At 70.3% G+C, this 15,537-nt stretch carries 12 protein-coding genes; 9 read left to right on the top strand and 3 right to left on the bottom strand.

Annotation, left to right across the window (positions count from 1 at the left end; genetic code table 11):
- Window positions 1-189 precede the first annotated feature (189 nt).
- Together C2865_RS32745 and C2865_RS32740 are read left to right on the top strand one after the other, a co-directional pair.
- Window positions 190-1,827 (top strand): alpha/beta hydrolase, encoded by a 1,638-nt coding sequence (locus C2865_RS32745; protein WP_106402497.1) that lies wholly within the window; start codon window positions 190-192, stop codon window positions 1,825-1,827.
- A 63-nt stretch (window positions 1,828-1,890) separates the two neighbouring features.
- On the top strand, window positions 1,891-3,522 hold the full coding sequence (locus C2865_RS32740; protein WP_106402496.1) for an alpha/beta hydrolase: 1,632 nt from the start codon (window positions 1,891-1,893) through the stop codon (window positions 3,520-3,522).
- A gap of 56 nt (window positions 3,523-3,578) precedes the next feature.
- On the opposite strand, the gene proS is transcribed toward C2865_RS32740, so the two are convergent.
- Entirely contained in the window at window positions 3,579-5,027 is a 1,449-nt protein-coding gene (gene proS / locus C2865_RS32735) for a proline--tRNA ligase (protein WP_106402495.1), read from the bottom strand.
- A 312-nt stretch (window positions 5,028-5,339) separates the two neighbouring features.
- On the opposite strand from proS, the gene C2865_RS32730 reads away from it, so the two are divergent.
- The 7 genes from C2865_RS32730 (at window position 5,340) to C2865_RS32700 (ending at window position 12,835) form a co-directional block, all read left to right on the top strand.
- Complete coding sequence (locus C2865_RS32730; protein ID WP_408608343.1) at window positions 5,340-6,230, top strand: ABC transporter permease; 891 nt, start codon at window positions 5,340-5,342, stop codon at window positions 6,228-6,230.
- A gap of 22 nt (window positions 6,231-6,252) precedes the next feature.
- A complete protein-coding gene (locus C2865_RS32725) occupies window positions 6,253-7,035 on the top strand; it encodes an ABC transporter ATP-binding protein (protein WP_106402539.1) in 783 nt (260 codons plus the stop codon).
- Between the two features lie 48 nt (window positions 7,036-7,083).
- Window positions 7,084-7,596 carry a YbhB/YbcL family Raf kinase inhibitor-like protein gene (locus C2865_RS32720; protein WP_106402538.1) on the top strand — a complete coding sequence of 171 codons (513 nt, stop codon included), beginning with the start codon at window positions 7,084-7,086 and terminating at the stop codon, window positions 7,594-7,596.
- A 262-nt stretch (window positions 7,597-7,858) separates the two neighbouring features.
- Window positions 7,859-8,248 carry a hypothetical protein gene (locus tag C2865_RS32715; RefSeq protein WP_157963999.1) on the top strand — a complete coding sequence of 130 codons (390 nt, stop codon included), beginning with the start codon at window positions 7,859-7,861 and terminating at the stop codon, window positions 8,246-8,248.
- Between the two features lie 45 nt (window positions 8,249-8,293).
- A complete protein-coding gene (gene plsX, locus C2865_RS32710) occupies window positions 8,294-9,319 on the top strand; it encodes a phosphate acyltransferase PlsX (RefSeq protein ID WP_106402537.1) in 1,026 nt (341 codons plus the stop codon).
- Window positions 9,320-9,596: 277 nt separating this feature from the next.
- Window positions 9,597-11,351, top strand: coding sequence for an arginine--tRNA ligase (gene argS / locus C2865_RS32705; RefSeq protein ID WP_106402492.1), 1,755 nt, complete (start codon window positions 9,597-9,599; stop codon window positions 11,349-11,351).
- A gap of 125 nt (window positions 11,352-11,476) precedes the next feature.
- Window positions 11,477-12,835 carry a sensor histidine kinase gene (locus C2865_RS32700; RefSeq protein ID WP_157963998.1) on the top strand — a complete coding sequence of 453 codons (1,359 nt, stop codon included), beginning with the start codon at window positions 11,477-11,479 and terminating at the stop codon, window positions 12,833-12,835.
- Between the two features lie 482 nt (window positions 12,836-13,317).
- Here the strand turns inward: C2865_RS32700 and C2865_RS39680 are convergent, their stop codons facing one another.
- Both C2865_RS39680 and C2865_RS32680 read right to left on the bottom strand, forming a co-directional pair.
- Complete coding sequence (locus tag C2865_RS39680; protein WP_157963997.1) at window positions 13,318-14,115, bottom strand: L,D-transpeptidase family protein; 798 nt, start codon at window positions 14,113-14,115, stop codon at window positions 13,318-13,320.
- Between the two features lie 144 nt (window positions 14,116-14,259).
- Window positions 14,260-15,492, bottom strand: a complete 1,233-nt coding sequence (locus C2865_RS32680) for a hypothetical protein (protein WP_157963996.1) — start codon at window positions 15,490-15,492, stop codon at window positions 14,260-14,262.
- Window positions 15,493-15,537: the final 45 nt, after the last annotated feature.

The following is a 15,537-nucleotide window of genomic DNA, read 5'->3' as shown; positions in this document are numbered from 1 at the left end:
CGAAGGACAAGATCTCCTTCATGAAGGGGCGCCCCGCCCGGGAAAAGGGGCAGGTTGGCCACTTCATAAGATTTCAAGAACTGCTCATTTATGCCCGTTTTACCCGTAAGATCCTCCTCACGATCCTGTGAGTAGAGAGGCTCCGGCCGTATCGCCCGGAGCCTCTCTCCATGTTCCGAGGAGGAACACATGCGCCGTCGTGCCCTGGTCACGGCCACGGTGACGATGCTCTCGCTGGTGGCCTTCACCCCGGCCTCGTCGGCACTCCCCCGAGAGTCCAGCGACCCGGACCCGACGCAGCGAATCGCCGTCAAGAACATCAAGTGGGAGCCCTGTTTCCAGCAGCCCCCCGCCCCCGAGTACGCACGTCTGGAGTGCGCCGCCCTCAAGGCGCCGCTGGACTGGAAGAAGCCGAACGGCAAGAAGATCACCCTGCACATCAGCCGCCTCAAGGCCCTCAAGCAGGCCAAGGGCGTGGTGTTCACCAACCCCGGCGGACCCGGCGGACCCGGCTGGGCGACTCCCCTGATGTTCATCGACGGGGAACGCAACCGGCTGCTCGACACCATGGACATCATCGGCATCGACGTCCGCGGCACCGGCTACAGCACCCAGGCCACCTGCAAGAACGTCTACGGCCCGTACCTGGAACCCAGGAACCGCAGCGCCGCCAACACCAAGCGGCTGCTCGCCGAGGCGAAGAAGTTCGCCAAGGCCTGCCAGAACAGCGGGAACAAGCGGCTCCCCTCCAAGTACGTGACGACCGCGCAGACCGTCTACGACCTGGAATGGATCCGCCGCAACCTCAAGACCTCCGACAACCGCAAGGTCAACAAGATCCACTGGGTCGGTTACTCCGCCGGCACCTGGCTCGGCGCCTACTACGCCCGCAAGTGGCCCAAGCGCACCGGACGCTTCGTCCTCGACTCCGTGGTGGACTTCACGTCGAGCTGGCGGGTCTCTGACGACTCCCAGCCCAAGGCGTTCCAGAAGCGCTTCGGGACGTTCGCCCGCTGGGCCGCCGAGTACAACGCCCTGTACGGGCTCGGCGCCTCGCAGCAGGCCGTCGTCAACCGGTACGAGCGGATCCGGGCCGCGATCGCCAAGTCGGGCAAGATCCGCATCACCGATGCCAACGGCATGAGCGAAGATCTCTACGCCACCGAGCTCGACAGTCTCATCGGCCAGGCCATCTACTCCAAGAACAACTTCATCCCCTTGGCGCAGACCCTGGACTTCCTGAGCGCGGTCACCCTCGAAGCGCAGGCCCGTTCCCGTTCGCAGCGTCTCGCCCTGGCCGTCGACCCCGACGCGGGCCAGACGCCGACGTACTTCAACATCACCTGCAACGACACCGCGTTCGGCCGTACGCCCGCCAAGCACGCCGCTTGGACCAAGAAGAACGGCGCCCGCTACCCGTTGGCCGGTTATGCCCAGATCGGCAACCCCTGCTCGCAGTGGAAGCGTTCTTCCGGCCAGCTCAAGCTGCCCCGTCCCGTCGGCCGCGGCCTGCCCAAGCTGCTCCTGATCCAGTCCGTCGGCGACCCGGCCACTCCTTACGGTGAGGCCGTCAGGGCGCGCAAGAGGTACAAGAACTCCCGCCTGGTCACCGTCAGGAACGAGGGCGACCACGCCATCTACGGCAGAGGCAACGCCTGCGTGGACAACACCGTCGACAGGTACCTGATCGACGGGGTCTACCCCAAGCGCGACAGCTCCTGCCAGGGCCTGCCGCTCCCCGTGCCCGGTGGGGCCAACGCCCGCACCGCCCAGCAGTTCGACCCGCTGCAGCGCCTCCAGGAGCTCGGCGAGCTCACCCGAAACTGAGTTCCGCTTCACCTGGTGGGAGGGCCCGCAAGGGCCCTCCCTTTCTTTTCCGGAGGACCCCCCATGCGCCGTCCCGCCCTGGTCATGGCCACGGTGACGCTGCTCTCCCTCGTCTCCTTCGTCCCCTCTTCGTCGGCCCTTCCCGGCCGTACTGAGGACCCCGCACGGACCGCGGTCCAGCGGTTGGCCGTCAAAAACCTGAAGTGGGAACCCTGCTTCGAACGAAAGGTGAAGGCGGCCTACCGGCGCGTGGAATGCACCACGCTCAAGTCCCCGCTGGACTGGAAAAAGCCGAACGGCAAGAAGATCACCCTGCACATCAGCCGCCTCAAGGCTCGCAAGAAGCCCCGGGGCGTGGTGTTCACCAACCCCGGAGGCCCCGGCGATCTCGGCTGGACGCTTCCTTTGGTCTTCATCGACGCAGGCCGCAACCGGCTGCTCGACACCATGGACATCATCGGCATCGACGTCCGCGGCACCGGCTACAGCACCCAGGCGTCCTGCAAGAGGTTCTCCAGCCGGAACCTGGACCCCCGCAACCGCAGTGCGGGCAACATCAAGGCGGCCCTCGCCCAAAGCGCGAAGTTCGCGAAGTCCTGCCAGAACAGCGGCAACAAGAAGCTCCCCTCCAAGTACGTGACGACCGCGCAGACCGTCTACGACCTGGAATGGATCCGCCGCAACCTCAAGACCTCCGACAACCGCAAGGTCAACAAGATCCACTGGATCGGCTACTCCGCCGGCACCTGGCTCGGCGCCTACTACGCCCGCAAGTGGCCCAAGCACACCGGACGCTTCGTCCTCGACTCCGTCGTCAACTTCGCCAGCACCTGGGAGGCCACCTGGGACGCCCAGCCGGAGGCGTTCCAGAAGCGGTTCGGAACGTTCGCCCGCTGGGCCGCCCGCCACAACGGCTCCTACGGCCTGGGGACGTCCCAGAAGGCCGTCACCGCGTCCTACGAAAGGATCCGCGCCGACGTCGTCAAGGCGGGCACGGTCGAATACCTGGACTACGACGGCAACAGCTGGGACCTCTATCCGCAGGACGTGGACCAGGAAATCGTCACCTCGTTGTACTCCAAGTACTTCTTCGAATACCTGGCGGGGTTCCTTGCAGATCTCTCCGAAGCCTCGAATGCCCGAGAAGCCCGGGCCGCGCGGAGAGCACACAACCCGTACGCCGGGCAGACACCCACCTTCATGAACATCGGCTGCAACGACACACCGACCAAGCGCACGCCGGAGGAGCTCGTCACCTACTCCGGGCAGGCGGGGCCGAAATATCCGTTGATGGGTTACGCCAGGCTCTTCGACTCGTGCGTGTACTGGAAGCGGCCTTCCGGACAGCTCAAGCTGCCTCTGCCGGTCGGGCGCGGCCTGCCCAAGGTGCTCATGATCCATTCCGTAGGCGATCCCGCGACCTGGTACGGCGGCGCCGTCCAGGCCCACAAGGCATACAGGAACTCACGCCTGGTCACCGTCAGGAACGAGGGCGACCACGCCATCTACGCGGGTGACAACCCCTGCGTGAACGCCGTCGTCGAGAAGTACCTCATCGACGGCGTCTACCCGAAGAAGGACCTGTCCTGCTCGGGCAGGCCGATGCCCACCCCCCTCCGCGAGACGCGCGAGCGCGACCGGCCCGTCAATCCCGTCCTGCGCGCCGCGGAGCTGGCCGAGGCCGGGCGCGGCTGACCCTGCCGGAATACAGAGAGGGGCCCGCTTCGCGGGCCCCTCTCGACGTGTCCGGATCAGTACGACTTGCTGAAGATCACGCGCTTGCCGTAGGCCGAGGGCTCGCCGCAGCGCACGCAGGCGCCGGAGTCGGCCTCTCCCGCCGCCGGGATGCAGCGCGGGGTGGCCGCCGTCTCGGCCTTGATCTCGTCCTCGCAGGCCGTACGGCCGCAGTGGAGGGCCAGGGCCCACCCCTGGGAGATCTGGGCCGTGAAGTCGTCCCAGGAGTCCACAGGGCGGGTGTGGGAGTCGCGGAACTCCTCGGCGCGGCGCAGCAGGAACGCCTGGAAGTCCTCCAGGATGCCGGGGATGCGGGCGGCGACCTCGTCGAACGGGATCGTCTCCTTGCCCTGGCCCTCCTCGGTGGGCAGGCGCCGGGCGAGGGTGACGACGCCGTTGTCGATGTCGCGCATGCCCAGCTCCAGGCGGACCGGGACGCCGCGCATCTCCCAGTCGTTGAACTTGAAGCCCGGCGACAGCTGGGGCCGCTTGTCGTCGACGTGGACGCGCACGCCCGCCGCCTTCAGCTGAGCGGCGACCTCGTGCGCCTTGGCGGCGGTGGTCTCGGCCTGCTCCTTGCGGCCCAGCGGGACGATCACCACCTGGTAGGGGGCGAGCCGCGGGGGCAGCACCAGGCCCTTGTCATCGCCGTGCGTCATGATGACGCCGCCGATCATGCGGGTGCTCATACCCCAGGAGGTGGTGTGCGCCAGCACCAAGTTGCCGTCGGCGTCCTGGTAGTCGATCTCGAAGGCCTTGGCGAAGTTGGTGCCGAGGTAGTGCGACGTGCCCGCCTGAAGGGCGCGCCCGTCGCGCATCATGCCCTCGATCGTGTAGGTGCGCTCGGCGCCGGCGAACCGCTCGCCCGGTGTCTTCTCGCCGGGGACGACGGGCATGGCGGCCAGGTCGCGGGCGACCTTCTCGTAGGCGTCCAGCGCCCAGAGGGTCTCGCGCATGGCGTCGTCCTCGTCGACGTGCGCGGTGTGGCCCTCCTGCCAGAGGAACTCGGTGGTGCGCAGGAACATGCGCGGGCGCATCTCCCAGCGCACGACGTTGGCCCACTGGTTGAGCAGCAGCGGCAGGTCGCGGTGTGAGTCGATCCACTTGGCCATGTACTCGCCGATGACCGTCTCGGAGGTGGGCCGCACGACCAGCGGCTCCTCCAGCTCCTTGCCGCCGGCGTGGGTGACCACGGCCAGTTCCGGCGAGAAGCCCTCGACGTGCTCGGCCTCGCGCTTGAGGTACGACTCGGGGATGAACATCGGGAAGCAGGCGTTCTCGTGCCCGGCGTCCTTGATCTTGCCGTCGAGGTCGCTCTGGAGCAGCTCCCAGATCCGGTAGCCGTACGGCCGGATCACCATCGTCCCGCGCACCGGGCCGCGGTCGACGAGCTGCGCCCGGACGACGACCTCGTTGTACCAGGCGGAGAAATCTTCAGACTGAGGAGTTACACCTTCTCGACTCACGCGCCAAAGGCTACCGCCCGCGGGGGTGCCCGGGCGGCCTCCGGGGCATGACGACGTCGGGCGGTGGTTTCATGTGGCGGAACGGGCCCGCCGAACGTTCCCCGATAAACCTACCTCCATAGTAGGATATGGGAGTGCGGGGAGAGGCCCGAAGAGAGATCGAATAGGAACTGATCACATGTCGTTGAATGTCCCGTGCGCGGCTGCGCCTGCAATAAGCTCAGCGCCATGAGTCACCCGGAACGGCCCGGAAGCGGCCCGGCCGGCAGTCTCACCGCACCCCCCGCACCGCAAGGGAAGTCCGGCGAGTCACTGGCTGCCTTCGCCGCTCGGCACGGCCTGACCCAGAGTTCTGCCCGCCCTCCGCTCGGGCAGTACATCAGAAAAGTCTGGGACCGTCGGCATTTCATCTGGACGTTCGCCTCCTCCAAGCGGGCGGCGATGTACACCTCGTCCAAGCTGGGCCAGATCTGGCAGGTACTCACCCCGTTGCTCAACGCGGGTGTCTACTTCGTCATCTTCGGGCTCCTGCTGGAGCTCCACAAGGGCATCGACGACTACGTCCCCTGGCTGATCACCGGGGTCTTCGTCTTCACCTTCACCCAGCGGTCGCTCACCACCAGCGCCAAGGCGGTCGGCGGGCACCTGCCGCTGGTGCGGGCGCTGCACTTCCCCAGGGCCACGCTGCCGCTGGCCTACACCTCGGTGGAGCTGCAGCAGCTGCTGATCTCCCTGGTCGTGCTGGTGGCGCTGGTGCTGGCCTGCGGTGTCGCCCCCGCCGCCACCTGGCTGCTGCTGATCCCGGTGGTGCTGCTCCAGCTGCTGTTCAACGTCGGCCTCAGCATGATCGTGGCCCGGCTCGGCGCGTTCACCCGGGACATCACCCAGCTGCTGCCCTTCGTGCTGCGCACCTGGCTCTACGTGTCCGGCGTGATCTTCCCCGTGGCCAGCCTGGCCAACCGTTCGGAGACGGTGCGGGACAACCAGTGGATCCTGACGCTGATGGAGGCCAACCCCGGCTTCGTCTACGTCGAGCTGGCCCGGCAGGCGATGATCCCCTCGTACGTGACGCAGACGAACCCGCAGGTGGCCATGGCCAACCCCGGCCTGCTGTGGGTCTACGCCGTGGCCTGGGCCGTGGTCGTCTTCGCCGGCGGCTTCTACTGGTTCTACCGCGCCGAGGAGAGGTACGGACGTGGCTGAGACGCAGGAGCAGATACGCGCCATGACGCCGCCTCCCGTCATCATCGACTACACCCGGCAGCCGATCGTGGTCGTCGACGACCTCCACATCGTCTACAAGGTGTACGGGGCGGCCAGGGAGAAGGGCTCGGGCGCGACCGCGCTGGCCCGCGTCCTGCGCCGCAAGGACCGGCCGCAGACCACCACGGTCCACGCGGTCAAGGGCGTGTCGTTCGTCGCCTACAAGGGCGACGCCATCGGTGTCATCGGCACCAACGGCTCGGGCAAGTCCACCCTGCTCAAGGCGATCGCGGGCCTGCTGCCGCCGCACTCGGGCGGGGTCTTCACCGACGGCCAGCCCGCCCTGCTGGGCGTGGGCGCCGCGCTGATGAAGGACCTCACCGGCGAGCGCAACATCGTCCTCGGCTGCCTGGCCATGGGCATGTCGCCCGAGGAGGTCAAGGCCAAGTACCAGCAGATCGTCAACTTCTCGGGCCTGAAGAAGGGCTTCATCAAGTACCCGATGCGCACCTACTCGTCGGGCATGGGCGCCCGGCTGCGCTTCGCGATCGCCTCGGCGCGCACCCACGACGTGCTGCTCATCGACGAGGCGCTGGCCACCGGCGACGCCAAGTTCCGGCGGCGCAGCAAGGCCAAGATCGAGCAGCTGCGCAAGGACGCCGGCGCGGTCTTCCTCGTCGCCCACCAGCTCGACGTGGTCGAGGAGACCTGCAACCGGGTGCTGTGGCTGGACGACGGCAGGCTCGTCATGGACGGGGACCCCAAGGAAGTGATCGCCGCGTACAACGAGGCGATCAACAAGTGAGTCACTAGAGTGGCCTCCATCACCGGTCGGTCGATGGAGGCCACTTTCATGCCCGCACCTCTTCCGTACGACTTCCTCCCGGAAGTCCCCTCGTTCACCCTCACCAGCAGGGACGTGACCGACGGCGGCACGCTCTCCCAGGCCCAGGTGTTCGACAGCTGGGGGCACTCCGGGCAGAACATCTCGCCGCACCTGGCCTGGTCGGGCTTCCCCGCCGGGACCCGGAGCTTCGCGGTCACCGTCTACGACCCGGACGCGCCCACCGGCAGCGGCTTCTGGCACTGGTTGTTGTGGGACGTCCCCGCGCACGTGACGGAGCTGCCCTCCGGGATCGGCGCCGGGGACGAGATCGGCGTCCAGGGGCGCAACGACTACGGCGACAACGCCTTCGGCGGGGCCGGGCCGCCGCCCGGGGCCCCCCACCGCTACGTGTTCGCCGTGCACGCCCTGGACGTCCCGACCCTGGGGGTGCCGGCCGACGCGCCCGCGGCCCAGGTGGGATTCAACATCACCGGGCACACCCTGGCCCGCGCCTCCATCGTGGCCACCTACGGCGTCTGATCCGGCTCTCGTCCACGGGCGCCCGCCCCGGCCCATGCGGTCAGCTGTTCACCCCCGAGGCGCGCGCCCGTGAACCTTCCTCTTCCGACCCGGCTGCAAGGTGACGAAACAGGTCACCACACCATGCACCGCGCCGCTACTGATCCGCTATCGGCCGGTGCCTGCCCGCCGCCCGCCAAAACGGGGCGGTGCGGGAGTCAAAATCCGGGAAACCCGCCCGGCGTCGCGTGTGGTCGACATCACCGCAGGTGACGTTCAGTGCGTGAAGAACAAGAAGATCCTCGTCGCCGCCATCGCCGTCGCGATCGTCGCCGGCCTGGGAGCCGCCATCGCGGTCGTCCTGTCGCGGGGCGGAGGAACGCGCTACGAGACGCAGGCCGAGCTGTTGAAGGGCCTTCCCGCCGCGGCCAAGGCCGAGCTGGACGCGCGCGGCAAGCGGCTGGCGCAGCCGCTGACGTGCCAGAACATGCCCGAGGCCGGCCTGGACAGGCTGCTGGTGCGCTGCACCGGCACCACCACCGACCGGCAGCAGGTCCAGGTGTTCGGCACCGCGCTGACCGAGCGGAAGGCCGAGTACTACACGATCCTGGTGGCCGGCGAGCCTCTGGTGAAGAACGCCCGCTGCCTGGGTGCAGACTGCAAGGGCGAGTGACCGTCAGGAGAAGGAGATCCGTTGCTGCCGGTGGTGCTGGACTGCATGGGGGGCGACCACGCGCCGCGGGAGACGGTGGCGGGCGCGGTCAGCGCGGTCCGCGACCACGACGTGCCGCTCATCCTGGTCGGCCCGGCCCGGCGGCTGCGGACCCTGCTGGCCGAGCACGACGCGGCGGGCCGGATCCCCATCGTGCACACCGACCAGGCGCTGGAGATGGGCGAGGGGGCGCTGGCGTCCTGGCGCAAGCCCCGCTCCACGGTGGCGATCGCGTGCGAGCTGATCAAGCACGGCAAGGCGGGGGCGCTGGTGTCGGCGGGCTCGACCGCGGGGGTGGTGGCCACCTCGGCGGTGCGGCTGAAGGGCCAGCACGGCATCATGCGGCCGGCGATCGCGGTGACCCTGCCGACCCTGCCGCGCCCGACGGTCCTGCTGGACGCGGGCGCGACCGCCGACGCCAAACCCGAGATGCTGCTGCAGTTCGCGATGCTCGGCACCGCCTACGCCCAGATCCTGCTGGACGTCCCCCGGCCCCGGGTGGGCCTGCTGAGCATCGGCTCGGAGTCCGGCAAGGGCAACAAGCTGGTGAAGAAGGCGCACGAGCTGCTCGCCTCCTCGCCGCTGGAGTTCACCGGCAACATCGAGGGCCACGACCTGCTGCTCGGCCGGGCCGAGGTGGTCGTCACCGACGGGTTCACCGGCAACGTCGCGCTGAAGACCATGGAGGGCGCCCTGCGGGTCGCCGCCGCCGAACTGCGCCAGGCCCTGACCTCCAGCCGCACCGCCAAGCTCGGCGCGGCCCTGCAGCGCAGGGAGCTGACCGCGCTGACCGCCCGGTTCGACAGCGAGACCTACGGCGGCGGCGTGCTGCTGGGGCTGAACGGGGCCGTGGTCATCGCGCACGGCGCGTCCCGGGCACGGGGTGTCGCGGCGGCCTGCAAGCTCGCCTACGACCTCTCCAGGGGCAGGCTGATCGACCGGGTGAAGGAGCAGCTGGGCGCCTCGTCGAAACCGTCGATCTTCGCCCGCAAGCCGCAACCCGAACCGTCCGGAGGCGGCATCCCCGGCTGATCCGCCGAGACCGCGGACCGCCCGGCGGACCGGGACCCCCGCGGCCCGGCACCGGGCGTACCGCCTGCGGAACGCCCAGCCGCAGGCATGCGCGCCATCAGGAGCGCATGCCGCCTGGAACGCTCAGCGCGCGCCCAGCCGCAGGCAGCGCGCCATCAGGAGCACGCGCCCCCTGGAACGCTCAGCGCGCTCAGCCGCAGGCAGCGTGCTGTCAGGCGCGTGTGCCCGCTGTGGATAACGAGTCGAGCGGAGGTGGGACGACCGATAACCTTGGTGCATGTCCGACCCACAACTCGTGCTCGCCGCCCGGGTGCAGGCCGCGATCGTCGCCGCTTTCGGCGCCGAGTTCGCCGGCACCGACCCGGTGATCAGGCCGTCCCAGTTCGCCGACCTGCAGGCCAACGTGGCCCTGCCGCTGTCGAAGAAGCTGCGACGGCCCCCGCGCGACGTGGCCCAGGACCTGGTGGCCCGGCTCGACGTCGAGGGCATCTGCGCGAAGGTCGAGGTCTCCGGGCCCGGCTTCGTCAACCTCACCCTGTCCGACGAGTGGATCGCCCACCAGGCGTCCCTGCTGCTGGACGACGAGCGGGTGGGCGTGCCGGTGACCGACCGGCCGCAGACCATCCCGGTCGACTACTCCGCGCCCAACGTGGCCAAGGAGATGCACGTCGGCCACCTGCGCACCACCGTGGTGGGCGACGCCTTCGCCCGCACCGCCGAGTTCCGCGGCCACAAGGTCATCCGGCAGAACCACATCGGCGACTGGGGCACCCCCTTCGGCATGCTCATCGAGCACCTGCTGGAGGTCGGCGAGGCCGAGGCCGAGGCCGAGCTGCAGACCGACCCGAACGCCTTCTACCAGGCGGCGCGCGCCAAGTTCGAGGCCTCCGAGAAGGGCGAGGGGCACGGCGACTTCGCCACCCGGGCCCGCGCGCGGGTCGTGGCGCTGCAGGCCGGCGACGCCGGGACGCTGGCCATCTGGCAGCGCCTGGTCGACATGTCCAAGGCCTACTTCAACAAGGTCTACCGCCAGCTGGACGTGACGCTCACCGACGCCGACCTGGCCGGCGAGAGCATGTACAACGACATGCTCGCCGACGTGTGCGACGAGCTGGAGGCCAAGGGCCTCGCGGTGGTCGACGACGGCGCGCTGTGCGTCTTCCTCGACGGCTTCACCGGCCGCGAGGGCAAGCCGCTGCCGCTGATCATCCGCAAGAGCGACGGCGGCTACGGCTACGCCACCACCGACCTGGCGGCGCTGCGCTACCGGGCGCAGAAGCTGCACGCCGACCGGGTCGTCTACGTGATCGGCATCCCGCAGTCGCTGCACCTGAAGATGGTCTACGAGACCGCGCGCAAGGCGGGCTGGCTGGGCCACACCGAGCCGTTCCACGCCGGCATCGGCAACGTGCTGGGCCCTGACGGCAGGATCCTGCGCACCCGGTCGGGCAAGCCGGTCAAGCTGGCCGAGCTGCTCGCCGAGGGCGTGGAGCGGGCCGCGCAGGTCATCGCCGACCGCGGGTACGACGAGCGGACCCGGGCGGAGATCGCGCACGCGGTGGGCATCGGCGCGATCAAGTACGCCGACCTGTCGGTGGCGCGCGACAGCGAGTACGTCTTCGACTTCGACCGCATGATCGCGCTGACCGGCAACACCGGCCCGTACCTGCAGTACGCCGCCGCCCGGATCCGGTCGATCTTCCGGCTGGCAGGCAGCGACCCGGCGCAGGCCACCGGACCGATCACGATCACGCACCCGGCCGAGCGTGCGCTGGTGCTGCACCTGCTGGGCTTCGGCGCGGCGATCGACGCCCTCATCGAGGACGTGGCCCCGCACAAGCTCGCCGCCTACCTCTACGGGGTGGCCGACGCGCTCACCGGCTTCTACGAGAACTGCCCGGTGGTCAAGGGCCCGGACGGGCCGGTGCCCGACGAGGTGCGCGCGCCCCGGCTGGCGATCTGCGCGCTGGCGCTGAACACCCTGGTCACCGGCCTGGGGCTGCTCGGCATCGAGGTGCCCGAACGCATGTGAGCCGCCGGTCCCCCGCCGGCGGCTCCCGACGCCGGGCCCGCCTCCGCGATCATCGACAAGATCCCGGAGACAGGCCCTAGAATCGCTGACACCCCCCGGACGCTGCAGGCGACCTGGGGGGTGTGGTGTTCCAAGGCTGGTCCATCAGGACCCGGCTGACCGTGATCGCCACCTCGGTCATGGCCTTCCTGCTCCTGGGCTCCTCGCTCCTGGCGCTGATGGCGATCCGCACCCAGGCGACGAACTACCAGATCGAGCGCACCACCACCGCCGCGCTGCGGGTCGTGCGCGACATCAAGCGCGACGTCCTGCCCCAGCAGATCCACCGGACCGACGAGCTGGCCTGGCTGGACGGCATCCAGGTGGTCGACGCCAGGGGCAGGGCCGTCTCCGGGACCGGCAACCTCGGATCGGCGCCCCGCATCTCCACGCTGACCCCGCCCGAGGAGAGCACCCGGGTCGGCCGGATCGAGTGCACGCTGGCGACCTTCCCCGGCTGCGAGATCATCGTCGTGTTCCGGGTCTACGAGCCGGAGGGCGACTGGTTCGTCTACGCCTTCGCCCCCGTCATCCCCTGGTACGTCGACATCCGGTTCTTCCTGCTGCTGCTGGCCGCCTGCGGGCTCCTCATCGGGCTCACCGCGGTCGGCACCGCACGTACCGTCTCCCGCGCCCTCAAACCCGTCAACGACATCCGCAGGGAGGCGATGCGGATCGGGCTGAAGGCGACCGGCGGCGACGTCTCCGGACGCCGTATAGCGCTGCCCAGGCACGACGACGAACTGCGCGCCCTGGCCGTCTCCGCCAACGAGGCCCTCGACCGGCTCGACGAGTCCCTGCGCAAGGAGAAGGAGTTCACCTCCAACGCCTCCCACGACCTGCGCGCCCCGATCACCGCGATGCGCGCCGAACTGGACGAGGCCATGATGTACCCGGACGAGGCCGACTGGCCCGCCACCGCCGAGAAGTTGTCGGGCAGCCTGGACCGGCTGCAGGCGCTGGTGGACGACCTGCTGCAGCTGGCCCGCCTGGACGCCGGCGCGTCGGCGCGGGGCAAGCGGGTCGACCTGGCCGAGCTGGTGCGGACGGAGATCGCGCGGCGGCCGGAGGACCCGCGGATCACCGTCGAGGCCCGCCCCGCCGAGGTGTACTGCCACGCCCTGCACCTGAGCCGGCTGATCAACAACCTGCTCGACAACGCGCAGCGGCACGCGGAGAAGACCATCGACGTGCGGGTGCGCACCGAGGGCGACCGTGCCGTCCTGGAGGTCTACAACGACGGGGACGGCATCCCGCCCCCCATGCGCGAGGCGATCTTCGACCGGTTCACCCGGCTGGACGCCTCCCGCAACAAGGACACCGGCGGCACCGGGCTCGGCCTGGCGATCGTCCGGGAGATCGCCCACTCGCACCGGGGGGACGTGCGCGTCGCCGACAGCACCGAAGGCGCCCGGTTCATCGTCCGCCTCCCCCTCGCCCGTTGAGCCGCCCCCCGTCCCCGGCAGGCCCGGCGGGCTCGGCCGCTTTCACGACCTGGCGGGTCCTGGCAGGCTTGGCGAACCCGGCGGGCTCGGCCGCCTTCACGAACCCAGCGGACCTGGCGGACTCGGCCACCCGCACGGACCCAGCGGGCCTGGCAGGCTTGACGAACCCGGCAGGCTCGGCCGCCTTCACGAACCCAGCGGACCTGGCGGACTCGGCCACCCGCACGGACCCAGCGGGCCTGGCAGGCTTGACGAACCCGGCAGGCTCGGCCGCCTTCACGAACCCAGCGGACCTGGCGGACTCGGCCACCCGCACGGACCCAGCGGGCCTGGCAGGCTTGACGAACCCGGCAGGCTCGGCCGCCTTCACGACTCAGCGCACCTGACCACCTACACGAACCCAGCGGACCTGGCAGACCTGGCCGCCCGCACGGACCCAGCGGACCCGGCGGTCCTGACGGACCCGGTGGGGACGGCCGTCTTCACGACCTGGCGGACCTGGCGGGCTTGGACGTCTTCGCGGGCTTGGCGGTCCTTGGCTTCTCGGCGGGTCGGGTGGGCTTGGACGCCTTGGCGGGCTTGGCGGGCTTGCGCACGTAGACGGGTGTGCCGACCTTGGCCTGCCGGTAGATCTTGCGCGCCAGGTGCATGGGGATGCGGACGCAGCCGTGGGAGGCCTTGCGCCGGGGGACGCTCAACGAGCCGTGCAGGGCCACGCCGCCGTGGAAGAAGGCCGGGTAGTACATCGCCCCCAGCCGGCCGGTGTGCCAGCCCTTGATCCTGCGGGTGACGCGGAAGTTCCCCACCGGGGTGCGGGCGTAGCCGCACAGGCCGTGGTCGCAGTAGTGGGTGTCGGCACCGGTCGAGACGTGGGTGACCACCACCGGCCGGTGGCGCTTCCACACCACGAGCAGCCTGCGGCGCAGGTCGATCTCGATCCTGCGGCCCGGCGCGCCCTTGACCAGCGGCCGGACCCGGACGGGGGCGAAGAGGGCGTCACGGGTCCGCTCGTCCACGTACATGCGGGGCCTGAGCCCGTTGACCTTCTGGAACGTCCAGACCGCGGCCCTGGTCTCGTCCCCGTAGTGGCCGTTGACGGGCCCCGGTGAGTACCCCCACCGCCTCAGGTGCTCCTGGAGGATCTGGACGTCCTGGTTGTAGTCCTTGTAGCGCACCGTGCGGGTGAGGGCGGGCAGCAGTTCGTCCCGTGCCACGGCCGGGCCGGGCACGAGGGGCAGCAGCAGGGTCGCGGAACCGGTGACGGCGAGTGCGAGGCGCATGGTTGCGCACGGTAGCCGTCCGGCCGCCGTGCGGTCCGCCGCGACCCGGCGGTATCGGGGAACGATTACCCGGCCTGTGAACACTGATCGACATGCGCCGGGCCCCTTCCCCCGAAGACGGGGAAGGGGCCCGGGCCGCCGCGGTCAAAGCCGGCTGAACAGTCCGGCCAGACCCGACTTGTGCTCCGGCTCCTCGCTGCGGGACGAGCCGGTCTCGGACTGGCGTTCCGCACCCGCGTACGGCTCTGGACCGCGCTGCGGGGACGGGACGGTGCCCCGTTCCGCGGGCCTGCGCACCGCCGGGCTCTCGCCGACGGGTTCGGCCGCCGCCTTCCCCGTGGTGCGGCCGGCGGCCGTCCTGCGGGTCGCGGGCTTGGCCGCCGTCTTGCGGGCGGTGCCGGTGGACCGGGTGCCCGTGGCGCGCGTGCTCGTGGCACGGGTGCCGGACGGCTTCGCCGCGGCCGCCCGGGTGCCGGTGGAGCGGGTGCCCGTCGCGCGGGAGCCGGTCGCCCGGGTGCCCGTCGACCGGGTGCCCGTCGCGCGCGTGCTCGTGGCACGGGTGCCGGACGGCTTCGCCGCGGCCGCCCGGGTGCCGGTGGAACGGCCGGTCCCGGTGCTCTTGGCCCTGGTGGTCGCGGTGGTCCTGCCGGTGGCCGGCTTGCGGGCCGCGCTGGTGCGCGTGCCCGTCGCGGCGCGGGTGCCCGTCGCGGTGCCGGCCGCCCGCCGGGTGGCGGGCTTGCGCGCTGCGGTCCCGGTGGTCGTCCGGCTCGCGGTGGTGCGCCGGGCCGCCGGTTTGGCCGCGGCCGCCGACGGCTGCTTCACCGTCTTGAGCGCCTTGGCCGCGTCCGACATCGCCTTGGCCGCGGTCGCCATCGACTTGGTCGCGTTCTTCATCGCGGTCATCGCCGCGTTCATGGACTTGGCCGAGGTCCCCGCCTTGGTGGCGGCCGCGGTCATCTTGGTGGTGGCGGTCGTCATCTTGCTCGCCGCCGAGTTGACCTTGGTCGCCGCCGCGGCCGGGGTCGTGCCCTTGGCCGCCGCCGTCCGGGTGGTGGCACGAGAGGTCGTCCCCGTGCTCCCCGCCGTGCGGCTCGTGGTGCCCGTCCGTGACGCCGCCGTGCGTGACGAGGCGCGGGTGGCGGGCTTGGCCGTGGTGGTCCTGCGCGCGGCCGGACGGGTCTTCGACGCCGCCGTCCGCGAGGTGACCCGGGTCGCGGTCGTGGCCGCGGCGCTGGTCCGCTTGGCGGGCGCGCGCTTGGCGCCCGTGCTCTTCGCGGTTGTCGTGGACTTCCTGCCGGTCGTCTTCTTGGCGGCCGGGGTGCGGCTCTTCGCGGTACTACGGCGAGCGGCCGCACGCGTTGTCGTTTTGGTAGGCACTGATCCATCCCCCCGTAGTGATCAGCTACGGGGGGAGATATTCCA

The organism is Actinocorallia populi (genome assembly GCF_002995495.1).
GTDB classification, from domain to species: domain Bacteria; phylum Actinomycetota; class Actinomycetes; order Streptosporangiales; family Streptosporangiaceae; genus Actinocorallia; species Actinocorallia populi.
The sequence above is the reverse complement of the archived record's forward strand: the minus strand, read 5'-3'. Positions and strand labels throughout refer to the sequence as shown.